Consider the following 24,849-nt stretch of genomic DNA (forward strand, 5'->3'; position numbering starts at 1 on the left):
TTTTGTGAGTTGGATAGCTGGATAGACAAAGAAGAATAATTATTCTGTAAGCGTAAGTGTCTGATCGATAAAATTAGTTGTCGCAGCAATCGCGAGCTCTAATTGCGGAGTCGTGCCAGCAAAAGGATGCACAGTGTTGAACGTATGATTACCCTCAGGAACCTGCACCCAGCTAATATCTGGCCGAAGTTTGATGAGATGCTCAGACCCTTGGCGGAGATGTACTCCATCTTGACTGCCTTGAATAAGAACAACTGGGAAGGACGCTTTCTGTATGCGTTCAAGGATGTTATAGCGTTCTTTGTTGTTCTCCATATCTTCTAAAATTACAGCATCCAGCGGCATTTGTTGGCCAGTACGTCCATTAAGGACATAGGTTCTTCCTGTTTCCTTCATCTGCTGCTTTTGTTCTTCCGTCAGCAAATCGAGTTTCGTAACCCCGTTCCAGGAGATTACTCCGCTGATCTCATTGGGATGATCAAGCGTGTAGACCAAACAAATTCCCCCTCCGAGACTGTGGCCGAGAAGGAATAAGGGCAGGCTGCCGAATTTCGGGTGTTGGCTAAGATAGGACAACAGGATTTCCATGTCCTTTAAGCTGCGGCGATAGGTGTTGCGGGCGAACTTCTCAAGCTCAGTGAAATGCAGCAGATCTTCCCCGATGCCAGCATGAGAGAAGTTAAAAGTAATTACTTCATGCTCTTGGCTGAGAGTTGTGGCTATGTAAGGAAACATTCCCCAATCTTTAAAACCTTTGTAGCCATGGGCTATAACTATAACGCTTTTGGCTTTGCCTTGGGCTGGGAAGTGTGAGCAGCGGAGAACAGCTCCGTCTCCGGCAGGTATTTCAAAATTACGATGATTCATAGGGTAATCCCCTCTCCATATATAAAAATGAAGTAAATCAGCTAGTCTATCGTGAAGTCGCTGGATAGTCTTATTAGACTTAAAGTGCATTTTCTTTTAAGATAGCAGAAAGAATCTTGCAGGACTATTACTTTTAATAATACTTCATATGATTGATCATACCATTATTGAAGCAAAATGGGATACACGTCCATAAGGAGCGTGAAGTGTTGATTTACGGAATCGGACATGATGTGTTAGAAATTGAACGAATCTCAGAGGTAATAAATAGAGGACTGGGTAAGAAATTTAACCAGCGGGTCTTAACAGAGCAAGAATATCAACTTGCTGAAGAGCGAAGCGGGAGGTTGGCTGAGTTCGTAGCCGGGCGTTTTGCTGCCAAGGAAGCAGTTGTGAAGGCTTTAGGCTGTGGCATCGGCAATGTAGTTGGGTTTCAGGATATTGAGATATTGCCTGATGTTAAAGGAAAACCAGAGGTAACTTTATCGTGTGAAGCCTGGAGCAGACTAAATCTTCCAGATAGACAGAAGTACACCATTCATCTTACGATAACACATGGCCGTGATTTGGCTTCGGCTTTTGCCGTCGTGGAAGGGCTAGGTTCATAAATTGAACCATGATTATAGAAAGGCAAGGAGCGTTATAATGACACAACAAGATCTACAAGTTCAAGACGAACAGGAGCTGCGGGAGGCTAAGCAATATTTCAGCTATCATTTGCTGGAGTGGTATCAAGGGCAGAAACGGGATTTGCCTTGGCGTCGGCACCGCAATCCTTATTATATTTGGATTTCTGAAATAATGCTGCAGCAGACAAGGGTGGATACGGTAATCCCGTATTTCAATCGGTTTATCGAAAGGTTTCCTACCGTGGAGTCGCTCGCCGATGCACCAGAAGAGGACGTGCTTAAGTGCTGGGAAGGCTTAGGTTATTATTCTCGTGCCCGCAATATACAGCATGCGGCCAAACAGGTCAAAGAGCTGTATGGCGGGCAGGTGCCGAATGATCGCGAGGCTGTGTTCAGTTTAAAGGGAGTGGGACCTTATACGGCAGGGGCTATCCTTAGCATTGCGTTCAATCGGCCGGAGCCAGCGGTCGACGGCAATGTGATGCGGGTGTTGTCCCGATACTTCCTGATAGAGGATGATATCGCCAAGGGACCCACCCGCGTAAAAATGGAGCACCTGGCAGCTGAACTGATCCCGGAGGGGGAAGCGGCATCCTTTAATCAGGCCCTGATGGAGCTCGGGGCGCTCGTATGCACTCCTAAGTCACCGCGCTGTTTAACCTGCCCGGTGATGGAGCATTGCGCCGCGCGCCTGGCGGGCTGCGAGACCTCGCTGCCCGTCAAGACCAAGGCCAAGCCGCCGCGCCCTGAGGAGCGGCTGGCGGCCTTAATCGAGGGCCGCGGTGCCCACGCGGGCCAAGTGCTCATCCGGCAGCGGCCACAAAGCGGGCTGTTAGCCCGCATGTGGGAGCTGCCGCACTGGCCGGCGCCGCCTGTGGAAGGCGGCGCCAAAGGCGCGCGGCTGCCGGAAGCAGCGGCGCTGGACCGGCTGCGCCGGTCACTGCGGGAGGCCGGGATCTCTGCCCGGCCTGAAAAGCACTGGATGGCTGCTGAGCATATCTTCAGCCATATCGTGTGGACGCTGCAGGTGTACCGCTGCAGCGTAGAGGACGCCCTTCCGCTGCCGATAGCGGCAGAAGGACGGGTGGTGTACAACGCGGAAGCGGACTTGTTCTCAGGGATCGACAGCAGCATGCCTATCGAGAGATTTGAGGACGGGAACGCTAGTCCAGAGGACGGCGGAGCAGTGCGCTGGATCAGCCGCGAAGACATGGCTAACTATGCGTTCCCTAACGTTTTTCTGAAGCTACTGAACCTTTATTTTGATGAGCAGGAAGAGCGGGCGAAGCTAGAGAAGTAGGGGATTCGCCATGTTCTGTTGCTAAACTACTAAATGTACAAAACCTGAGTTTGATGTATGCACCTAAGCATGGTCGTATGCACCTAAGCATGGTTGTATGCACCTAAACATGGTCGTATGCACCTAAGCATGGTCGTATGCACCTAAGTATGGTTGTATGCTCTTAAGTATGGTTGTATGCACCTAAGTATGGTCGTATGCACCTAAGTAGGGTCGTATGCACCTAAGTAGGGTCGTATGCACCTAAGCATGGTCGTATGCACCTAAGTATGGTTGTATGCACCTAAGTATGGTTGTATGCTCTTAAGTATGGTTGTATGCACCTAAGTAGGGTTGTATGCACCTAAGTAGGGGCGTATGCACCAAAGTATGGTCGTATGCACCAAAGTACGGTCGTATGCTTCAGTCTCTTCGTAGCAAATATTTGTTTATTTGGCTTAGACTAGTTCAGTCTTGTTCCAACTAAATTCTTCTGGTGTTCCTATGGCTACGAGAGTGAGTGAAATTTAATTAGGGAATTCTTCCCTAAAAAAAGGTCGATTTGGCTTGTAATTGATCACTTTAGGGAAAACCTCCCTAATAATTGGGCGAATATCGGTTTTTTGCCCATAAAGGATGATTTTTAGGGAGTATTTCCCTAATTACATGTGTTTATGGAGCCTATCGCAGAATTTTAGGGAGTTATTCCCTAATCTATTGCTCAGCGACTCCAAAAGCAGATTTTCATAAGCCGAGTATAGATTTATTGCGATTTATTCCGATCTATTCCGATCCAGTGTATCCATTTAAGCGACGCAAGCGGCGTGAAATGCGGTGTCTGGGAGGATCTCAATCAATCTCTGTCTTTATCTTTATCTTTATCTTTATCTTTATCTTTATATCTCTCTCTATCCAACCTAAACAAAGAAGGTATCCCATAGCCAATTCGGCTCTGAGATACCTTCTTTTTTAGTTCCATAGCTTAAGCCAAATGTAATTTCTTATTTTGCGCTTTCGTAACGTTTGCCAACTTCTTCCCAGTTTACTACGTTCCAGAACGCTTTGATGTAATCAGGGCGTTTGTTTTGGTAGTTCAGGTAGTAAGCGTGCTCCCATACATCAAGTCCGAGGATTGGAGTAGCGCCTTCGCTGATTGGGTTGTCTTGGTTAGGTGTGCTTGTTACTGCCAGTTTGCCATCTTTAACAACTAGCCAAGCCCAGCCGCTGCCGAAACGAGTAGTTGCTGCTGCTGCGAAATCTTCTTTGAATTTTTCGAATCCGCCCAGTTCCTTATCGATAGCTTCAGCCAATGCACCAGTTGGTGCGCCGCCGCCGTTTGGTCCGATAACTTCCCAGAACAGGGTGTGGTTAGCGTGTCCGCCACCATTGTTGCGAACAGCAGTACGGATAGCTTCAGGTACAGCGTTCAGATCTGTAAGAAGCTCTTCAATGCTTTTGCTTTGCAATTCAGGTGCTTTTTCCAAAGCTGCATTCAGATTAGTTACATATGTGTTATGGTGTCTGTCATGGTGAATTTCCATCGTCAATGCGTCGATGTGTGGTTCGAGTGCGTTGTTCGGATAAGGAAGTGCCGGTAATTGAAATGCCATGGAAAAATCCCTCCTGAGTTATATTAGAATTTTGTTATAGATAAAGAATTCTGGCGAACTAACGTCAAAATCCTTTATTGTAAATATGTACTATAGGGTATTCGCCCGATAGGATACCTTAATTAAACCGTATCTAGACCAATAATGCAACACTAAACAAACATAAATGTTTATAAAGTATAATTGGAGAGGGAAAGGGTTTTACAATTGTATTTGGAATGTTAAAATAAATAGTCCCCAATCCTATAGACATATATCCTTATAAATACCCATTTAATGAAGAAATGAACCCCATCTAAAATGTAAACGCTTGATATTAAGCGCTTTCAAAAGAAAAATGATGATATCACGAGAAAAGTGTGCTTTAATAGATTTAAAAGCAGGTATTCCTCGGTATTTGATGCTTTTTTTTATTTTCTCTATGTTAAGGGAACCCCTTCATTTTGTTAAATTCATAAGCCATAGACAAGGGAGATTTTAAAGAATGCACGTTCGTTCCTTTCAATTAAGCGACGTTAGCCCTGTGACTGATTTGCTGCAAACCGCATTATCGGAAGAGTGTTTCGAGAACACTATCGAGCCTTTCTCCAGGCAGCTTTCATGGGATTCAGATCTCATTGTAGTTGCGGAAGATGAAGAAGAAATTGTTGGAGCACTGATTGGTACGATTGAGAAAAACCACGGTTGTTATTTCCGGATTGCTGTACATCCTGATTATCGCCGCAGAGGAGTCGGCAGAAGTCTGGTATCGGCTATGGAATCCAGGTTTCAAGCTCGTAAAGTCAGTGGTATCTATGTAGCCGTCGATGAGCATAATTCTTTTGCTTTGCCATTGTATGAAGCTATGGGATATAGCGAGAATCAAATCTTCAAATCTGTCCGGAAGCTGAGCATTGTTGGGTAATTTTGATCACTCAGCTGCGAAAGCGGAAACATTTTCTAGAAAAAAGAACTATAGCTGACGATATAGTCTGTTTCATTCATACTCGAGCGTATTTCCCAGAAGTCCATTGCTAATGGCTGGGAGATATGCTTTTTTATTGTTATAATATCTGCAAGTATAATCTTCAATTATTGAGAACAAGAGGTGACATATTGAATCAGGAGCCCCAAGTAGATTACACGAGAAATAGGAAACAAAGACATAGATCCTCCAGATCCAAGACTACCCTGGGCGGTCGTTTGGTCTCGGAAATGAAGGATTGGCTGCTTACAGCTGTGATTGTTTTTGCTGTGATGTCTGTTCTTAATGTTTTTGTGTTCAATATATCAACAGTTAAAGGTCAGTCTATGCAGCCAACACTCTGGGAAGGAGAAAGGCTCTTCATTAATAAAATTTCATTGCTGTTCGTAAATCCAAAACATGGTGATGTTGTCATTCTTCATGATCCAAGTACCGGTCCTAGTCATAAGGAGTATTTAGTGAAGCGAGTGATTGGCATACCTGGAGATATCATAGAGGTACGGAATCATCAGTTATACGTAAATGGAAAAATAGTGAATGAGCCCTATATCGATACTGAGATTGAAGATCCGGATTTTGCAGCGTTAACCGTAGAAGGTGGCAATTATTTTGTAATGGGCGATAACCGTCATGCATCAGCCAGCAAGGACAGCCGTTACTTCGGCTCTATTTCACAGGATATGATTGTCGGCAGGGCTGATTATATATGGTGGCCTCTGTCAAAACTGAATAGATTATAAGAAAGTCAGCGAAGATATGAAAGGAGAAGGCGGAAATGACCAATACATTTCAGTCATCGTATGCTCCCCCGCCTTCCAAGTGGGCACAGCTTAAAGCAGAGATTCAGGAGGCTGCGACATCACTCGGTATTGATGATATCGGGTTTACAACAGCAGAACCTTTTTTATATTTAAAAAATATACTGCAAGACCATCGGGACAAAGGATATGAATCTGGCTTCGAGGAACCCGATCTGGATAAAAGGACAGTTCCAGCATTGTCTTCTGGAGACAAGCCGTTATCTATTATTTCGATTGCAGTAGCTTATCCATCTAAAATGGAGAAACCTCCTAAATCTGAGCCGGGTGCACGTAGGGGCATCCTCGCCCGGGCATCTTGGGGCAGGGATTATCACCATGTGCTGAGGGAAGCCTTAAGTAAGCTAGAGGAATTTATTCACGAGCGTGTACCGGAGGCTGTGCTGGAAAGCATGGTGGACACCGGTGTTCTAGTAGATAGAGCGGTAGCGGAAAGAGCGGGAATAGGCTTTAGCGGCAAAAATTGTTCTATCATCTCGCCCAAATGGGGATCATGGATTTATCTTGGGGAAATGGTTACGAACATTCCTTTTGCTCCGGATGAACCTGTTGAAGAAGGCTGCGGGGAGTGTACCAAGTGTATTGATGCTTGTCCGACCGGAGCGCTGGTGGGTCCGGGGCAGCTTAACGCACAGGCTTGTATTTCTTTTTTGACGCAGACTAAAGGGTTCCTTAGCGAGGAGTATATGACCAAGATCGGCAACCGTCTATACGGCTGTGATACTTGCCAGATTGTATGTCCCAAGAATAGAGGTAAGAACTGGAATCATCGCCCTCAGATGCAACCTGATCCTGAAATCGTGAAGCCGCTGCTGCTGCCGATTCTGGATCTTAGCAATCGTGAGTTCAAAGAGAGATTCGGCAATAGCTCAGCAGCCTGGAGAGGCAAAAAGCCGATGCAGCGAAATGCGATCATTGCCCTAGGCAATTTCAAGGAAGCCGGGGCTGTGCCAAAGCTATCAGAAATTGTTCTGAAAGAGCCGCGGCCAGAGATGCGGGGCACTGCTGCTTGGGCGCTTGGACGTATTGGCGGTGATGAGGCTCTAGCGGCTGTAGAAGCGGGTTTAGAGCGCGAGGAGGATGACACGGTGAGGGAAATGCTAAGCCGGGCGCAGGATGTGCTCCTTACCGGGAAGAAGGCACGGGAGGACAGTGATATTAATGGAGGAAAAAGTTCATAGACAGGTTGCATATTGCCAATTGCTGTCCAGTTCCTGAAATGCTATGATAGATTCGCGTGCCATATGGCGATGCAGACAATAGAGTGTAGAGGTGGGCTTTAGATGAGTATCGCATTACCTATTATTACATTGGTCGTAGGTCTCATCGGTGGTTTTTTCATCGGTGTATATTATCTGCGCAAACAAATGACAAACATGCAGAATGATCCTGAAATGCTGCAAAAGGTTGCAAAGCAAATGGGTTATAACCTGAACGGGAAGCAAATGCAGCGTGCCCAGCAAATGATGAAGACTCAGGGACAGCCAGGTGCGCGCCCAGGAGCAGCTAAAGGGAATAAACGTAGAAGTAAGTAACCGGGTCCGGATAACATGTATACGGGTGCGGAAGGGGGAGACATCATGGGGAACATCAAGGAATATGTGAACGGTAAAGTTGCAGAGAACCGTGAGCAAATCGAGTATCACGTTGAGAAAATATTAGAATTAATCGGTGAAGATACCGGCCGCGAGGGACTGCTGGAAACACCGGCACGTGTTACGCGGATGTACGAGGAGATATTCGGCGGTTATTCGATAGATCCCCGCGAGGCGCTCGGCGTTACTTTTGATGAGTCTCATGAAGAGCTAGTGATCGTTAAGGATATCGTCTATTACAGCCAATGTGAACACCACATGGCTCCTTTCTTTGGTAAAGTGCATATAGGATACATTCCGAGCGGACGTATTGCTGGCCTCAGCAAATTAGCTCGGCTTGTTGAAGCAGTAAGCCGGCGTCTACAGGTTCAAGAGCGCATTACGGCGCAAATTGCTGATATTATGACGGAGGTGTTAGTACCCCACGGTGTTATGGTTGTTGTGGAGGGAGAGCATCTGTGTATGTGTGCACGCGGAGTGAAGAAGCCAGGCAGCAAAACGGTAACTATGGCTACTAGAGGGGTCTTCCGTGAGGATGCCGCCGCTCGTGCGGAGTTTCTAAGCTTGATTAAGGAATAAATATCGGGGTGCATACCTCGAAATTGAAAGGACCCATCGTTCACGTAATGTGAATGATGGGTCCTTTTTGGTCAGGGTGTGGGAATAAGAGTGATGTTCACTGTGAATTGAAATAATATCAAAAGGGCTTCCAGGCCAGTTTACTGGCAGCAGCATAACGTTCTGAGACGTAAGGCCAGTTAACGACCTTCCACCAATCCTCAATATAATCGGCCCGATTATTCTGATGTTTAAGGTAATAAGCATGCTCCCATACATCCAGAGCCAGTAACGGAACCACGTCCCATTGTGACAGGTTCTGATGTTTCTCCGCAGTCAAAATCTCCAGTCTATGACTGCGTGGACTCCAGACGAGAATAGCCCAGCCGCCACCTTCAACCTTATTCGCAGCTTCTGTGAACTGTTTCTTGAAGTTGTCATAGCTGCCGAAGCTTTGTTCAATGGCTTCCAGTAAGGCTCCAGTTGGACGCCCGCCACCTTGAGGTGACATTACGTTCCAGAAGATTGTATGGAGATAGTGGCCAGCCCCATTAAAGGCTAGCTCCCGTTCCCAATGCTTAACAAGATCGAAATCTCCTTTCTTGCGAGCCTCGGCTAGCTTGTTCTCCGCTTTGTTTAGTCCATCTACATAACTTTGATGGTGTTTATCATGATGAATCCGCATGGTTTTCTCATCGATGTATGGTTCCAGCGCATTATAAGCATAAGGCAATGGAGGCAGTGTATGCCCGCCAATTGGCACAGCACTCATTTCACGAATATCAAGGATAGTATCTGTAGAAGGAATAAGTCCCTCATTCCGCGTGACATTGTCCTCTTCTGTTCTTACGACATTGTCGGCTGCTGTATAATCTCTCATAATTTGCGTGAGCTGTCCGGGCGAGCTCAAAGTGTGTAGTACGGCAAGGAAATACTCTGATTCACGAATAATATGCAGGATCACAGTGGTAGCAAGGGGGACGGCTTTGACGGCTGCGCTACTTTCCATGATGGCAAAAAGCTGCCGAACAAATTCTTGGGATTGGGTACAGGAGATGTGCAGCAGCTTTTCCGTTTCCGCAGTGAGTTCAGCCTGACTTGGTGGAGAAGCAGAGAGGGCAGAATTCAATAACTGTTGAGCGGCCATCTCTGTGGCACCGAAGACCACCGCCCATTCATCCAGCAGTTTAACATAGGGTTCCTCCAGGTTAGGTACGATTGCTTTGATAACCTCGGTATGCTCTTTCTCTTGTGTTTTCCAGAATACGATTTCTTCTAAAATACGTACTGGCAGCATCGGCCCGTATACATATAACATTCCAAGAAAACCTCCCGTGATATGTCTTCATCAGTCCATTATATGTGTGCTCATGATAGCTTATGAAGAGCATAAGAACGCGATAATAATATCGTTGACAACCGTTTGATATGGTGAAATAATACAGGAAAATAAAGGCAATGATACCGAAAGGTACAACCTCGCGAAAAGGAGGGTGTACCTTTTTTTGTCGTGTGGACCGATTAATGAAATCCTTTGGGGTAGTAGAAAAACTTTGAGAAATGAGATGAGGGTATGAACAAGCTTGAGAAGAAACAATTTTATAATCAGCTGTTAAAATTAGCGGTACCGATATCCCTCCAAAGTCTAGTCATGGCGGTGCTGTATTTAGTAGATCAATTGATGGTAGGGCAGCTTGGGGGTGTAGCCGAAAGAGCATCACACCATTACTGGGATTAAGTCTTGGAATTGGCCTGATATTGTCGGGTTCATTTACGATAGTTGTTTTTTTCAACCCTCGGCTATGCCTGTCTATTTTTACAACGGATAGAGAAGTGTTGGAGAAGGGGTACATTTTTCTAAAAATCGTTGCCCTCAGTTATATTCCAACGATGTTGACGATGCTCTATTCGGCGGTTCTACGAAGTTCAGGACATGTAAAGTATCCAATGGGTGTGAGCATAGCTGCTGTAGGACTGAATATTATTTTAAACTATGCGCTTATTTTTGGGCATTGGGGGTTTCCAGAGCTTGGACTTGCAGGTGCGGCATATGCAACGTTAATCTCACGTATAGTCGAAAGTACCTTGATCATCGGAGCTGTGTATCGCGGGAAACTGCCGGGTGCCGGAGGAATTAAGGAGCTGAGTTCGTTTTCGAAAGCGCTGTGTATACCTTTTTTAAGAACGATAGCGCCTATTGTTTTAACGGAATTGGTTTGGGTTTTAGGTGAAGCTTGTTATTCCGTAATATATAGCCGTATGGGCACAGCAGAGATGACCGCTATGACAGTGACCTTTCCGCTGCAGGGGTTGACGATTGGACTTCTGGCTGGGCTTTCTGGTGCAGCTGGGATTATGGTCGGACATAAGCTGGGAGAGAATAATAATGCAGGTGCTTTTCAGTATGCTCGTTTTTTTGTTCGAATAGGAGTAGGGATTTCATTGCTGCTTGGTGTTCTTATTGCTGTTCTAGCCCCGCTCTACGTCTCAGCCTTTAACTTAACAGTGGAAGAACGCCGAATGGCCACTTCTGTTATCTGCTTTTTTGCTCTTTTTTTATGGATAAAGGTGGGCAATATGATGATTGCGGGAGGGATTCTGCAGAGTGGTGGCGATAGTAAGTTCGTCTTTATTATGGAAGCCTCCACAACTTGGTTGCTTGGGGTGCCTCTAGGGCTACTGTTATCATGGGGATGGAAACAGCCTCTTCCCTGGGTATACTTCTTTCTGTCCCTGGAAGAGGCTGTTCGATTGGTTATAGGTTACGTGCGTTTTCGCCGTGGTAAATGGTTGAAGCAACTGACCCATCAGGGGACAGAGGCGGATTGTAGTGCTTAACTAGTTACTTGCCATCGCCGGCTGATTGCCATTGTAGGTTTTGGCTAGTTGAACATTTCCTAAGAAAGCAGAGACTCGCCGCAAATACTCACGCGGGTGCTCACGGAATAGCAATTCATGATGGCTGCCCTCTACGACCCAGGAATCTGAGAACGGATTGCTTTGGTTCGCGGCCAGCTTTTCTGCAATAGGATAAGGAGCTTTATCATCTTCGGTTCCATGCATGAGTAGAATAGGGAAAGGATAATCTTCGGATTTGACCTTCGCATAAGGAATTTGATTCAGCCCCGTACCGTTCAGAACTGGGAACAGCATTTCCATAATCGCCAGGGAAGGCTGGCGGGGCAGATCAATATTTTGCTTAATATTATGATACAGCGTATCTGGCTCTAACAAAAAGGTGCTGTCCAGAATCATCGCGTCAATGTCCTCTGATACTAATCCTGTTTGCAGTGCTGTGCCTGCTCCCATGGAGAAGCCCCATACAACTAACTCCTCAGCTCCACGTTCCTTAGCAAAATCAATAGCGCCTAGAAGCTGCTGGGATTCTTTTTTACCCCCGGTTGCAATATCCTTGTTGCCTTGGGCAGCAAAGCCGTAATCAAACATCACGACATTGAAATTCAGACTGTGTGCATAGTGAGCGAGATCGTACATAGGTACCCAAGATTCTTCACGGTTGGCGCCATAGCCATGGCTGAACACGATCGTTTTGGTAGCCCCTTCGGAGGGAATATACCAGCCGCTCATCATTCGACTGCCGTCTTTAGCTGGAAACGTCACATCCTCGTATGCGAGACCTTTGGCCTGCATGGGATTGGAATACAGAGGTGCGACCGTTGGATTAGATAATACCCAGGCGATATAGCCATGAAGTGAGACAAAGCAGAAGGCTAAAAAGAAAAAAATAGATAATAGCAGTGCAACGATAATATGCTTCACACGAATCATCCGCAGCGATAGCCGGGACGAACTGCCTTGTTTAGGTAGTTTAGGTCGACGGGAGACGGTTGTGCCGGTTTGGCGAGTTGCCAGATCCATATGGTCCCCTCCTAAGAATGATGTGAGTACTAGTGCCTAGAAGAATTTGTAAAAATGATTCTAAAGCATCAGTAGATAATTTAATATGTTAATCGTATGAAAAAGCCCTTACAAAGTCAATGAATTAGACGCTTTTGTAATGTAACTGTAAAGTGCAGCCCAACCTTTTCCGGCACATTTTTGGCACAACTACGGAGGAGTGAATATACTGGACTTTCCATAGAGTTTTGCACTAAGATAGAGTTAGTTATAATGTAACCGAGTTTCATTTGATGAAACACGAGGGGGAGATTGTCATGGAGGACCGAAAGCTTACAGTGCGTGCGGTAGAACGTGCGCTTGATATATTGCTTTGTTTTACGCAGGACAGAGATTTAGGGTTGACGGAGATCGCTTCAAAGATTGATTTACATAAAAGTACCGTCCATCGGCTGCTGGCAACCTTGGAGGAAAAGGGCTTCCTCATTCGTAATCCGGCCACTGAGAAATACAGCCTGGGTATACGAATTTGGGAATTGTCTACGCATTTGCCTGCTTTTGATGAGTCGGCCGCGGTATTATTGCCGTCAATGGAACGGCTGCGGGATCGGCTAGGGGAGACCGTTAGTTTATACTTACGCGACGGCATAGAACGTGTGCGGATTCAGGCGGTTCAGAGTCAGCAGGCCATACGGCGAGTGGCGCAGATCGGTGCGAGATTGCCTTTATCTGTGGGCGCATCAAGTAAAGTGCTGGCAGCCTATGCTCCTCCAGAGGTGCTGAAAGAATTGCTGGAGAGTTCGGGGTGGCCGGACTACGTTGAGAAGGATGTCTATCAAGAGCAGCTTAATGACATTATCCGGCTCGGATATGCCACCAGTTTCGAGGAACGCGAGCCCGGCGCGGCCGCGGTGGCGGTGCCTGTTACGGGGCGCAGTGGAAATGTGATCGCGGCGTTATCACTGTCAGGTCCAGTAAGTCGCCTATCAAGGGATACGTTAGTGGAATATGCCGCGGTACTGAAGGAAGCGGCTAGTGAAATGGGCATGATGATTCCTTAATTCGCTGGCTGAGACATATAAGAAACTAAGCAGCGATCTCTCCGTTACTGGAGGATCGCTGTTTTGATGTTTGGGGGAGGGACTTAGCCGATTGTGGGTAAAGTGGCAGGAAACGATGGGTAACTGAGGGGGAATTGATGGCCTGATGAGTGACTGATGAGTAACTGACGAGTAACTGATGAGTAACTGATGGATAAATTGATGGCTGACTGATGGGTAACTGACGGTCTGACGGGTAACTGATGGGATGATAGATGCGTAACTGACGGCTAATCAACAGCTAACTGATGACTAACTAACGGCTAACGGCTCCCCACCTTGCGTTTGTATGGTGAGCTTCAGTGAATATACGTACCTTTGGGAGCCTCAGTAACTCGTAATGCTGAGGCACGAGCGTTTGAACCCAGGGCCTAGATAGGCAGAGGGACGGAGGGGCGGGAGGGTAGAGAAACCACCACGAACCCACGAACCCACGAGCCAATGAACCCACGAGCCAATGAACCTACGAGCCAACGAGCCAACGAGCCAACGAACTCACGAGCCAACGAACTCACGAACCCACGAACCTACGAGCCAACGAACCCACGAACCCACGAACCCACGAGCCAATGAACCCACGAACTCACGAGCCAACGAACTTACGAGCCAATGAACCCACGAACTCACGAGCCAACGAACTCACGAACCCACGAGCCAATGAACTCACGAACCCACGAGTCAATGAACCCACGAACCAATGAACTCATGAACTCACGAACTCACGAACCCATGAACCCACGAACCCACGAGCCAACGAACCCACGAGCCAATGAACTCACGAACCCACGAGTCAATGAACCCACGAACCAATGAACTCATGAACTCATGAACTCACGAACTCACGAGTCAACGAACCCACGAGCCAATGAACCAACGAACTCACGAACCCACGAACCCACGAACCCACGAACCCACGAACCCACGTATCTCATAACTCGTACACAAGTAATCTCGGGTTGTTATTTAGATCTTCCCTGAGGCTTCCGGACTCAGAAGACGCTATTTGCCCATTTAAAGCCTTTTGGGCATAGTTTCGGACCCCAGTGCAGCTATTCGACCCAAACGGGAACCTTTAGCGCGTTTTTCATGCCAATAGCGACTATGGAGTCCGATCGCACGCCAAAAGTCGGATAATCGAGCGTATAGGGTCATCTGGGTCCGATAGCGCTGAATCCTAAGCGTCCCTTGAGGCGTGCGGACTCAGGGGACGCTATTTGCGAATTTAAAGCCATTTTGGCAGAGTTTCGGACCCCATTGCAGCTATTGAACCCAAACGAGCACCTTTAGCGTGTTTTTTATGCCAATAGCGACTATGGAGTCCGATAGCACGCCAAAAATCGGATAATCGAGCGAATAGAGTCATCTGAGTCCGATCATGCGGAATCCTAGGCGTCCCTTGAGGCGTGCGGACTCTGGGGACGCTATTTGCGAATTTAAAGCCATTTTGGCGTAGTTTCGGACCCCAGTGCAGCTATTCGACCCAAACGGAAACATTCAGCGTGTTTTTATGCCAATAGCGACTATGGAGTCCGATCCCACGCCAAAAGTTGGATAATCGAGCGAATAGAGTCATCTGAGTCCGATCATGCTGAATCCTAGGCGTCCCCTGAGGCGTGCGGACTCAGGGGACACTATTTGCGAATTTAAGGCCATTTTGCCGTAGTTTCGGACCCCAGTGCAGCTATTCGACCCAAACGGAAACATTCAGCGTGTTTTTATGCCAATAGCGACTATGGAGTCCGATCGCACGCCAAAAGTCGTGAATTTGTTCATTTAGAGTCATCTGAGTCCGAACTCGCTGGAATCCTAGGCGTCCCCTGAGGCTCACGCAACAATAGTGAACGTCCAACAGTCAGAGGCACCCCACCCGCCACAAATTGGCTGCTGGAACCACCCCATAAAAAAGGGACTGCTCACAGCCACTCATGGCCGTGAAACAGTCCCTTTTTAAGTTACTTTAAACCTATTCTACCGACACCGCGGAAGAGTCTGTAGCATCTGCCAGCATCTGGCGAAGAACAGTCTGCAGGATACCGCCGTTGCGATAGTAATCAATATCGACTGTACTGTCGAGTCGTGCAATGACAGGGAAATCGAATTGTGTGCCGTCTTCACGGGTAGCAGTGACAGTTAGCTCTTGACTTGGTGCCACGTTGTTATCGAGACCAGTAATGTTGAAGGTCTCGCGTCCGGTCAGTCCCAAGCTGCTCCAGCCGTGGCCTTCTTGGAATTGAAGTGGAAGCACGCCCATACCGACCAGATTGCTGCGGTGAATCCGCTCAAAGCTCTCAGCGATAACTGCTTTAACGCCAAGCAGAAGCGTACCCTTAGCTGCCCAGTCACGTGAGCTTCCTGTACCGTACTCCTTACCAGCGATGACGATCAGATTTTGTCCAGCATCCTGATAGAGCATGGAAGCATCATAGATGGACATAACTTCGTCGCTTGGCAAGAAGGTAGTAACGCCGCCTTCCGTACCAGGAGCTACTGCGTTACGAATCCGAATGTTAGCGAACGTACCGCGCATCATGACTTCGTGGTTTCCGCGGCGGGAGCCGTAGGAGTTGAAGTCTGCACGTTCTACACCATGATCGCGCAAATATTCGCCAGCAGGACCAGAGGTAGAGATATTACCCGCTGGTGAGATATGGTCGGTTGTCACGGAATCAGCAAGCAGCGCTAGAACGCGTGCATCTTTGATATCCTTGATGTCTCCCAGACCGTCTGCCAGATGTTCGAAGAATGGCGGATTCTGGATGTACGTGGAATTATCATCCCACTCATACAGCTCGCCTTGCGGAACAGGAATCGAATTCCAACGTTCGTTAGCGGTGAATACATTTTCGTATTTGCTACGGAACATCTCCGGACTAAGGGAGAGACCAATGGCTTCACGAATTTCAGCAGTAGTTGGCCAGATATCTTTCAGGAATACTGGCTCACCTTGTGGATCAAATCCAAGTGGCTCAGTCTGCAAATCGATATTTACTGTACCAGCCAGTGCGTAAGCAACTACGAGCGGCGGTGAGGCCAAGTAGTTAGCTTTTACCTGAGCATGTACGCGGCCTTCAAAGTTCCGGTTACCGGAGATGACTGCGGCTACGGTCATGTCATTGTCAGTAATGGCTTGACTAACTTCTTCAGGCAATGGACCGGAGTTACCGATACAAGTGGCACAGCCATAACCAGCCAAGTAGAAGCCTAATGCTTCGAGTGGCTTCAGCAAGTCTGCTTTTTGCAGGTATTCAGTAACCACCAAGGATCCTGGAGTCAAGCTGCTCTTAACGTAAGCCGGTTTGGTCAGACCACGTTCCACAGCTTTTTTCGCCAAAAGACCTGCTCCAAGCATAACGCTAGGGTTAGAAGTATTCGTACAGCTAGTAATAGCTGCGATTACGACTGCACCTGTGCTGAGCTTGCTAGTGGTATCGTTTTTGTGCTGTACTTCTACGACTTGAGCGATTTTCTCATCGCTGAGACCATAACCGCCTTTGTCTACAGGTGTACGGATAATACCTTCGAAATTTTCCTTCATATGCGTAAGTTCGATCCGGTCTTGCGGACGTTTAGGTCCAGCCAAGCTAGGAACGACAGAAGCTAAGTCAAGCTCAATCACATCGCTGAATTCAGGGTCTGGCGTATCCGAGGTACGGAACATCCCTTGTGCTTTGTAATAAGATTCAACCAACGCCACCAGATCATCCGGACGTCCAGTGCTGCGAAGATAAGCGAGTGTCTCGTCATCTACAGGGAAGAAACCGATAGTTGCTCCGTATTCTGGCGCCATGTTGGCAACAGTTGCCCGGTCAGCCAGACTGATGTTAGCAAGGCCGGGTCCGTAGAATTCGACGAATTTGCCGACTACGCCCTTTTTACGCAACATTTCAGTTACTGTCAGTGCCAAATCCGTTGCTGTAGCCCCTTCGATAAGGCTGCCTGTAAGCTTGAAGCCCACTACATCAGGTGTAACAAAATAGAGCGGTTGTCCAAGCATTCCTGCTTCAGCCTCAATACCGCCTACACCCCAGCCCACAACACCAAGACCATTGATCATCGTGGTATGGGAGTCCGTTCCTACAAGGGAATCTGGATAAACGACAGTTTCACCATCGATAGTTTTGGTAGTGGCAACGGAAGCTAAATACTCTAGATTTACCTGGTGCACGATACCTGTTGCTGGTGGAACTGCACGGAAGTTGTTAAAAGCTGTCTGTGCCCAACGAAGGAAACGGTAACGCTCCTCGTTGCGTTCGAACTCAACGTTCATATTGTATTCCAAGGCGTCTGCTGTACCGAAAGCATCAACCATGACAGAGTGGTCAATTACAAGGTCAACCGGGACAAGCGGATTGATCTGTTTAGGATCTCCTCCGGCTTTTTTTACAGTATCACGCATAGCTGCGAGATCCACGACTACCGGAACTCCGGTGAAATCCTGAAGCACGATACGAGCAGGGATAAATGGAATTTCTTTATTACGGTCAATGTCACCTGACCAATCGGCCAGTTGTTTCACATGTTCTTCAGTAATTGCCCGTCCGTCAAACTGACGAACAGCAGCCTCTAGTAGGACTTTGATCGAAAAAGGCAGGGAAGAAATAGAGCCCAATCCTTGTTCCTCAAGGGACTTCAGATCATAATAGCGATAAGATTTGCCGCCTGATTCCAGGGTCCGAGCCAATGAAAAATGATCCTTGCTTGGCATATATGCGCCTCCTTGTTTCGTCTAATGAAACCCAATTTCAAATTGCTTCTAGCTTAATTATAACGGTTACAAAGTGGGGAGTAAAGTTTTTTTTCCTACATCTAAAGCCCGAATTATGCCTGAGAAAATGCCAAGCTACCCTTCCATTGTTATATTGTATCGTTTCGGGATATTCTTTTTACCTCAAAAAGAGCCATTAAAAGGAGATAATACGAAGGAATTCACCGGAATCTTTGGTTTTACTTATTTATTAGGGGAAATGCACACTGAATTTCTCTTCCTCAGTTATTAGGTGATATGGTCCTCGTTGTCGATGTTTGATTGAGATGTCGTACTTGGGGTTAGAGTTTTTGCTTGAAACATCCTTAACTATTCAACCGATCTGTATAGCGGCCTGTTTCCTTTCATATACATAGAACAGCAGTTAAAAGGGAAAGAAGGGGCGCGAGTATAATGGAACAACAGTGGAAGCAAAGTCTTTATGTATATGTTGATCAAGTGAATAAGGCCAGGGTGGAGCCTAAGTCATCATCGCATACCGTTTCCGTGTCCGTTAAGGATCCGCGTTTTCTGGTAGAACAAGGGGAGCGTTCAAGACGTCTTGCTGAGTGGTATAAAGAACGTGGGATAACTCCTTTGCGCGGAGAGACAGGGGTTAAGACTTTGCGGACCGTCCGGCAGACTCCGACCGAGGTAGTAGCAGAGGTTACACTGCATAGTGCGCTTTATTATGAAAAAGGCGGCGTTAACCACCGCGAGGATATTATCGAGCTGGAGCGGCTGACCTTTGTACGGGACGGTGGGGGCTGGGAGATTGCTGGTGTGGAACGAAGTGTCCCTGAAAGAAATACGGTTCATCGGGCAGAGGTAGAGCTATCGGGCAGACTATCCAAATGGGGAGAGGCTTTGCCGGCACCGCTGCCATCACAGCCCCTGCTTAACCGGAATGTTCTCGGAGAAATTGCCGGTTCAAGAGAGGTTCGTTATAACCGTGAAGAAGCTGTGGCGTATGCCGACCGCTGGTGGAAAGACGGCAATCCGGAGTTCGAAACCTTCGAGGTGGACTGCACAAATTATGTCTCCCAATGTCTCTTTGCAGGGGGAGCACCTATCAACTATACTGGTAAAAGAGAAACGGGCTGGTGGTACAAAGGTTACCAAGGCAAACAAGAATGGTGGAGCTATAGCTGGGCTGTATCAGACAGTCTGCAACGCTATTTGAGCGGAAGTCGGAGCAGTGGCTTGCGTGCGGAAGTCATGGAGCGGCCGGAGCAATTGATGCTGGGCGATATCATTCAATATGACTGGGATGGCAACGGGCAGTATCAGCACAGCACAATCGTCACAGCTTTTGATGCAGGAGGCATGCCGCTTGTGAATGCACGTACCGTTAGCAGCCGTCATCGCTATTGGGACTATCGTGATTCCTACGCATGGACTGATCAAACGAAATACCGTTTTTTTCATATTAACGACTACTTATAGTACAGAAAGAGGTTAAGGGAATGGGGAACGCAAAACTAACCGTAGGGCTGGTGTACGGGGGCAAATCAGGAGAACATGAGGTATCGCTACAGACGGCTTTTGCCGTGATGAACTCATTTGATTATGATAAATATGAGATTATACCTTTTTACATTTCAAAACAGGGATTGTGGAAGGTTGGAGAGAAGTTATCAGCGCCTTACAGCCAAGTGGAGCAGCTCAAGCTTGCAGAAGCGACCGAAGATATGGGCACAGCCCTGAACGTGGTATTTAGTGGGTTATCCGGTGCGGACAAAACAGTGGACGTAATGTTCCCGCTGCTGCACGGCACGTATGGTGAGGACGGAACGATTCAAGGGTTGTTCGAAATGGCGAATATTCCTTACATCGGTGCTGGTGTTCTTGCCTCTTCGGCAGGTATGGATAAGGTTGTCATGAAGAAGCTGTTCGCTGATGCCGGCCTGGATCAATGCGAGTATTGTTATTTCAACATCAGCGCTTGGAAAAGAAAACGTCATGAGTTGATTGTTGGTGTAGAGGATAAACTGGGATATCCGGTATTCGTGAAGCCTGCCAATCTAGGCTCAAGTGTAGGTATTTCTAAGGCTGCTGATAAGGATAGTCTTGTAAAAGCAATTGATTTTGCTTTCCGTTATGACACCAAAGTTATTATTGAGGAGTTTGTGGATGCGCGTGAGGTAGAGGTTGGCGTGCTTGGAAATGATGAACCAGAAGCCTCTGTTCCGGGTGAAATCGTTTCTTCTGGTGAATATTATGATTACGCAGCCAAATATACGGACGGCAAATCGCAAATGATGATTCCTGCACCAGTGGATTCTGAAGTGGCCGATCGTTTGCGGGAGTCCGCGATAGTTGCTTTTCGAGCGATTGAGGGCAGTGGAATTACCCGGGCAGACTTCTTCTTGCGAAAATCGGATGGTAAAATTCTAATTAACGAACTGAACACGATGCCTGGTTTCACTCCTTACAGCATGTATCCGCTATTGTGGCGTGAGACGGGTGTATCTTATAGAGCTCTGTTAGACCGAATGATTGAGTTAGCCTTGGAGCGCTATAATTTTAAACAAGGTCTTAAGTACGACAATGAGTAATAGAAGCTATAGCGGGAATATCCCGACTGGAAGGAGAGAAGAACATGGGTTTTCAAACAGAATTCAACTCCGTCTGCAAATTCAAGAGTGAACAAGAGCTGTACGAGCTGCTGGAATATGGGCGCACCAAAATGGTGAAACAAGGCTTTCGTGTGTATCCAACAGGTCAGAAGGTTATTGCTTACACCCCTGAGAACGTAGCTGTAGCCATTGTCAAAATTTCAGCCTCGATTGCAGAGATTAATTTTCAAGGACATGAGGTTACCGCGGTAGAGATGGAGCTTGTGCGTAAGCTGAATGAAGAAGAGTCCAGAGTGCAGACGGCTTTGGCTGAGGAAATGTTTTTTGGAGCACAGGGATGATTGTCCGCTTCGGATATGTAGCGATGTCCACCGTTATCAAAGACTGCTCCCCATCTAAGACAATGACGATGGCCTCTTTTAAGAAGCTGGATGACCGTGAAGCGGCACTTCGGCGTTTGGAGAACATCGCTAGAATGAATCTGCATAATACACTGCGGTTGATGAAGCATAATGTGGCCTCGGACATCATGGTGTACCGCCTCACTTCCAAAATCATTCCTCTGGCGACGCATCCGGATTTGCAGGACTGGAATCCGTTTGCGGCGCTCGCCGAGGAATTTGCGGAAGTGGGCCAATATGTGAAAAAGCACGGGCTGCGTGTTTCTTTTCATCCAGATCACTTTACAGTACTTAGTACACCCCGTCCGGAGGTGCTGATAAACTCCGTACGGGATTTGCAGTACCATGTGGACATGCTGGTTGCTATGGGGCTTCCTGCCATGGCGAAGAACAATATCCATATTGGCGGAGCTTATGGGGACAAGCCTGTAGCGGCGAAGCGATTCGAGGAGCATTTCCGCGCGCTGCCGGCAGCGCTGCAGGAGCGTATAACGCTGGAGAATGACGATAAGACATTTACAGCTCCGGAGACACTGGCAGTCAGTCAGAGCGTAGGATTACCGATGGTGCTGGATATTCACCACCAATGGGTGAATAATGAAGGAGAGCTCCCTTGGGAGCTGTGGCCTGACATTTTGCAGACATGGCGAAGCGAGCTAGCACAGAAGGACGTTCCTTCTGGAGAGCTTTTGCCGCCTAAGATTCATGTATCCAGTCCGCGCAGCCCGTCTGATCCGCGCAGCCATGCGGATGGCGTGGAACCTGCGCCTTTGCTGGCTTTTCTGAAACGTATTGCCGCAGATACGCCTGCTGTCGATGTTATGATTGAGGCGAAACTAAAAGATGGCGCGTTATTTGGATTGATGGAGGCTATGAAGGAGCTGGCTGAGGCTGGTAACGGAATTTCCTTATTAAATGGGGCAAGCGTGAATATTGAACCTTAAACAATGAAAATAAGGAGATAGGTCCCGAATACGGGTCCTATCATGACTTGATATGTAACTTGAAATAGGGTACGTTGAATGAAACTTTAATCGCTTATCGTCTTTATATGGACCTAGGGCATTTATGCTCGCAGGTGAGAATTGGGTCCTCTTTTGGCGGAAGTTTGGGAACTTGGGGAACGTTTTGACGTATTGCACGGTATTGTGAATAGGATTGCTTTAGAATTAAAGCCATTGGCGATTATGTTCAAGAAAGTGGAGTGAAGATATGAGTCCTTTAAATCCAGAGGGTAAGAATGAACGTGAACCCTATGTAGTAACAAGCAAGGGACATACGGCGGTGGCCATTAATGCGGCTGCCAAAGCAGGAGAATGGATAAAGAGCAGACAGGGTCTCGTGAAGGAGCTGAATACAAAGACTTCAGCACAAGATCTGGTTACGGAAGTTGATAAAGGCGTTGAGCAAATGATTCGCAGGCTGATCCTGACACATTTTCCCGACCATGCCATTCTCGGGGAAGAAGGGGTTTCCCCGGGAGCAGCAGCGGCTACCGCTGCATTGGAAGAAGCTCGTGAGCATGAATATTTGTGGATTGTAGATCCTGTAGATGGTACGACTAATTTCGTACACGGATTTCCTTTTTACTGTGTCTCCATAGCATTGGTGATTCGCGGTGAACTAACAGTAGGCGTTATTTATGATCCGACTCGTGATGAAATGTTCGTCGCTGAAAAAGGAAAGGGAGCTTACATGCACGGTGTTCCTACCTCGGTTTCTACGGAGACTGATTTTGGGGACAGCCTGATCGCTATGGGCTTTCCGCCGGATCGTGAGTTTGCACAACCTGTGAATATGGCCGGACTGCAAAGTATTCTTCCGCAGATTCGTGGTATTCGTGCCGGAGGCGCGGCTGCTCTACATTTAGCTTATGTGGCGGCAGGCCGGGTAGATGGCTATTGGGAAGTGGGCTTAAGCCCTTGGGATTGTGCAGCAGGAGTACTGCTTGTACTTGAATCAGGAGGCAAGATTACGGATACCCTAGGACGTTCATATGATATTGGTACACGCCATGTAGTAGCAAGTAATGGCCACATTCACGAATATTTGGTTTCGTCACTGAAGAATGCTGAAGCAACAGGATATAAGCTTTAGGGAGGACGATACAGCATGAGTGAGAAGGATGATTTGGAACGCAAGCTGAGCGAAATGTTGGTAGATGGTGAGATGGAACAAGGCGATCGTACGGCTAAAGAAATCCGGGAAATCTCACCTAAATATGAAATTCGTATTCAGACTACGCTCGATCCTATTGTGGAAGAAACATTGCGTTATCGTAAGATTGGATATGAGCTGGATGACCGGTATGATAAATATCTGGAGCGTGCAGGGCAGAAGTTAGAGTCAGATGAAGATTCAGACAAATAATAGCCAGTGATTTGCGAGGGGCGGTTTCCTGAATATAGGAGGCCGCTCTTTTGCGTTGCTACCCTGGGATGGTAGAATGGAATTAGAACAATTTGGGAGGGATACGATGCTAGGCAATTGGAAAAAAATTTGGGCAGCTGGCATAAGCAGCCTGCTTTTGTTATCTGCGCTGATTAGCGTAGGAGCAGGCACGGCAAATGCGGCTGACACGACTGCAATACAAGACTCTGGGCAGGATGTCTTTCGCATCGTAGCTCTAGGTGATTCCATTACTGCTGGCTACGAGCCAGGAATGACGGACGTGAATACCAAGCCATACGGCTATGCGGAGAGATTGCTTGAGCAGGGCTGGTATCATGGCAGAAGTGCACTTACTAATTATGGTATCCTAGGCCTGACTACGGCCGGATTACGTAATTACACAGGAGCAATCAAGGATGGTTCAGTGATTACTGCTGAAGGAGTTCAGGCAGGTCTCCCAGATCCACGAATAGAGCAGTTCGTGAAGCTAACTCCGCAGATCGCAGCAGAGCTTAAGGAAGCTGATCTGATTACCATTACGATTGGTGGGAATGATGTAAGCAGTCTGTTCTTGCAGTTCAAGGAGCTGACGGATGCGGATTTCCAAACACAGCTGGACCAGCGGTTAGCGGATTATCAAACAAATGTGAAGGCAGTGCTGGAGAATATTCGTGCGGTAAGTCCGCAAGCGACGATTATACTGGCCGATCAATATCAACCTGCCCCTAAGGTCGCGCTTGGTCAAATGTACAACAGACTAATGACGGCAGCGGGCAAATTTACGGAAGCAGCGGATAGTGTAGCTGCAAGCGTAAATCAAGAGGGAGCGAAGGTGCTTGTAGCTCATGTTGCGGCAAAGTTTGCCGGGGTAGAAGGCTCGCTGACACATATTATTGGAGCAGGGCAAACTGATTTTCACCCAACGCAGCTTGGATATGAGACTATTGCTAAGGTTTTCGCGGAGTTACAATGGGGAGAGTATCGTGTTCCTACTGTAGCTACAATGGCTACTGCATCGGTACCGATGTCGATTGTAGTGAAGGGCGTGGAGTTGAATACACCCAATAAGCCTATCCTTAAAAATGGGCAGAATTTTTTGGCGCTGAAAGATATTCTAAATGCCGTGGGCGCAAGCGGGAAGTGGGATAACAAAACCTCCAGCGCTACCATCGTGTATGGCGGAAGAACCGTTGTGATCACCATTGGCTCGAAATTTATTAAGGTGAATGGAGAGAACGTGGCTATTGATACTCCAGCTTTTCTGCAAAAGGTAGGTAAGGAGGACAAAACCTACTTACCCCTTGCCGCTTTGGCGACAGGACTTGGATTCGATGTTAATTACAGCAGCAAACTGCGAACTGCTTTCATAAATCCATAAAGCTGCATACTATACATCATAAGAAATTAAATTAAGCCCGTAAGGAAAAGGTGGATGGAATATTGTCTAGTTCAAAAT

At 47.3% G+C, this 24,849-nt stretch carries 21 protein-coding genes and 1 pseudogene; 17 read left to right on the forward strand and 5 right to left on the reverse strand.

Translation table 11 applies throughout. The annotated features are described in order from the left end of the window. Positions 1-39: 39 nt before the first annotated feature. Complete coding sequence (locus NYE72_RS02985) at positions 40-867, reverse strand: alpha/beta fold hydrolase (protein WP_036676817.1); 828 nt, start codon at positions 865-867, stop codon at positions 40-42. A gap of 209 nt (positions 868-1,076) precedes the next feature. Between NYE72_RS02985 and acpS the strand changes: the two genes are divergently transcribed. Beyond that, entirely contained in the window at positions 1,077-1,475 is a 399-nt protein-coding gene (gene acpS, locus NYE72_RS02990; RefSeq protein WP_076101391.1) for a holo-ACP synthase, read from the forward strand. 37 nt (positions 1,476-1,512) lie between these two features. Continuing rightward, entirely contained in the window at positions 1,513-2,796 is a 1,284-nt protein-coding gene (mutY, locus tag NYE72_RS02995) for an A/G-specific adenine glycosylase (RefSeq protein ID WP_339211257.1), read from the forward strand. Positions 2,797-3,776: 980 nt separating this feature from the next. Here the strand turns inward: mutY and NYE72_RS03000 are convergent. After that, positions 3,777-4,385: a superoxide dismutase gene (locus NYE72_RS03000; RefSeq protein ID WP_036676820.1), complete on the reverse strand. Its 609-nt coding sequence runs from the start codon at positions 4,383-4,385 to the stop codon at positions 3,777-3,779. Positions 4,386-4,869: 484 nt separating this feature from the next. On the opposite strand from NYE72_RS03000, the gene NYE72_RS03005 reads away from it, so the two are divergent. The 5 genes and pseudogenes from NYE72_RS03005 (at position 4,870) to folE (ending at position 8,341) form a co-directional block, all read left to right on the forward strand. Beyond that, positions 4,870-5,289, forward strand: a complete 420-nt coding sequence (locus NYE72_RS03005; RefSeq protein WP_036676822.1) for a GNAT family N-acetyltransferase — start codon at positions 4,870-4,872, stop codon at positions 5,287-5,289. Between the two features lie 191 nt (positions 5,290-5,480). Next, complete coding sequence (lepB, locus tag NYE72_RS03010) at positions 5,481-6,089, forward strand: signal peptidase I (RefSeq protein ID WP_036676825.1); 609 nt, start codon at positions 5,481-5,483, stop codon at positions 6,087-6,089. Between the two features lie 35 nt (positions 6,090-6,124). Further along, a pseudogene (queG, locus tag NYE72_RS03015) lies at positions 6,125-7,279 on the forward strand (tRNA epoxyqueuosine(34) reductase QueG); the annotation flags it as partial. A gap of 171 nt (positions 7,280-7,450) precedes the next feature. Next, entirely contained in the window at positions 7,451-7,702 is a 252-nt protein-coding gene (locus NYE72_RS03020; protein WP_036676828.1) for a YneF family protein, read from the forward strand. A 45-nt stretch (positions 7,703-7,747) separates the two neighbouring features. Then, entirely contained in the window at positions 7,748-8,341 is a 594-nt protein-coding gene (folE, locus tag NYE72_RS03025; RefSeq protein ID WP_076101398.1) for a GTP cyclohydrolase I FolE, read from the forward strand. A 118-nt stretch (positions 8,342-8,459) separates the two neighbouring features. Here folE and NYE72_RS03030 read toward each other — a convergent pair whose 3' ends face one another. After that, the gene (locus tag NYE72_RS03030; protein WP_076101400.1) at positions 8,460-9,638 is read right to left on the reverse strand and encodes a Fe-Mn family superoxide dismutase; all 1,179 of its coding nucleotides are present in this window, start codon (positions 9,636-9,638) and stop codon (positions 8,460-8,462) included. Between the two features lie 255 nt (positions 9,639-9,893). On the opposite strand from NYE72_RS03030, the gene NYE72_RS03035 reads away from it, so the two are divergent. After that, positions 9,894-10,058, forward strand: coding sequence for a hypothetical protein (locus NYE72_RS03035; RefSeq protein ID WP_254924687.1), 165 nt, complete (start codon positions 9,894-9,896; stop codon positions 10,056-10,058). Positions 10,059-10,078: 20 nt separating this feature from the next. Continuing rightward, complete coding sequence (locus tag NYE72_RS03040) at positions 10,079-11,158, forward strand: MATE family efflux transporter (protein WP_339211260.1); 1,080 nt, start codon at positions 10,079-10,081, stop codon at positions 11,156-11,158. On the opposite strand, the gene NYE72_RS03045 is transcribed toward NYE72_RS03040, so the two are convergent. Then, the gene (locus NYE72_RS03045; RefSeq protein ID WP_139329954.1) at positions 11,159-12,199 is read right to left on the reverse strand and encodes an alpha/beta hydrolase; all 1,041 of its coding nucleotides are present in this window, start codon (positions 12,197-12,199) and stop codon (positions 11,159-11,161) included. A gap of 296 nt (positions 12,200-12,495) precedes the next feature. Here NYE72_RS03045 and NYE72_RS03050 point away from each other — a divergent pair, with 296 nt between their 5' ends. Next, positions 12,496-13,239: an IclR family transcriptional regulator gene (locus NYE72_RS03050; protein WP_036676839.1), complete on the forward strand. Its 744-nt coding sequence runs from the start codon at positions 12,496-12,498 to the stop codon at positions 13,237-13,239. A 2,002-nt stretch (positions 13,240-15,241) separates the two neighbouring features. On the opposite strand, the gene acnA is transcribed toward NYE72_RS03050, so the two are convergent. Next, positions 15,242-17,983 (reverse strand): aconitate hydratase AcnA, encoded by a 2,742-nt coding sequence (acnA, locus tag NYE72_RS03055; RefSeq protein WP_038568617.1) that lies wholly within the window; start codon positions 17,981-17,983, stop codon positions 15,242-15,244. 450 nt (positions 17,984-18,433) lie between these two features. Here acnA and NYE72_RS03060 point away from each other — a divergent pair, with 450 nt between their 5' ends. From NYE72_RS03060 to NYE72_RS03090, 7 genes are all read left to right on the forward strand, one after another. Further along, positions 18,434-19,468 carry an amidase domain-containing protein gene (locus NYE72_RS03060; protein ID WP_036679850.1) on the forward strand — a complete coding sequence of 345 codons (1,035 nt, stop codon included), beginning with the start codon at positions 18,434-18,436 and terminating at the stop codon, positions 19,466-19,468. Between the two features lie 20 nt (positions 19,469-19,488). Continuing rightward, positions 19,489-20,580 carry a D-alanine--D-alanine ligase gene (locus NYE72_RS03065; protein ID WP_038568619.1) on the forward strand — a complete coding sequence of 364 codons (1,092 nt, stop codon included), beginning with the start codon at positions 19,489-19,491 and terminating at the stop codon, positions 20,578-20,580. A gap of 44 nt (positions 20,581-20,624) precedes the next feature. Then, on the forward strand, positions 20,625-20,942 hold the full coding sequence (locus NYE72_RS03070) for a hypothetical protein (protein WP_036679853.1): 318 nt from the start codon (positions 20,625-20,627) through the stop codon (positions 20,940-20,942). Further along, positions 20,939-21,946: a UV DNA damage repair endonuclease UvsE gene (gene uvsE, locus NYE72_RS03075; protein WP_036679855.1), complete on the forward strand. Its 1,008-nt coding sequence runs from the start codon at positions 20,939-20,941 to the stop codon at positions 21,944-21,946. The genes NYE72_RS03070 and uvsE overlap by 4 nt, the downstream gene beginning before the upstream one ends. 268 nt (positions 21,947-22,214) lie before the next feature. Beyond that, complete coding sequence (locus NYE72_RS03080) at positions 22,215-23,099, forward strand: inositol monophosphatase family protein (RefSeq protein WP_036679857.1); 885 nt, start codon at positions 22,215-22,217, stop codon at positions 23,097-23,099. Between the two features lie 15 nt (positions 23,100-23,114). Then, on the forward strand, positions 23,115-23,372 hold the full coding sequence (locus NYE72_RS03085; RefSeq protein ID WP_036679858.1) for a hypothetical protein: 258 nt from the start codon (positions 23,115-23,117) through the stop codon (positions 23,370-23,372). Between the two features lie 106 nt (positions 23,373-23,478). Next, entirely contained in the window at positions 23,479-24,771 is a 1,293-nt protein-coding gene (locus NYE72_RS03090; RefSeq protein WP_076106079.1) for a stalk domain-containing protein, read from the forward strand. Positions 24,772-24,849 lie beyond the last annotated feature (78 nt).

Source organism: Paenibacillus sp. FSL L8-0333 (assembly GCF_037965665.1).
GTDB classification, from domain to species: domain Bacteria; phylum Bacillota; class Bacilli; order Paenibacillales; family Paenibacillaceae; genus Paenibacillus_AQ; species Paenibacillus_AQ odorifer.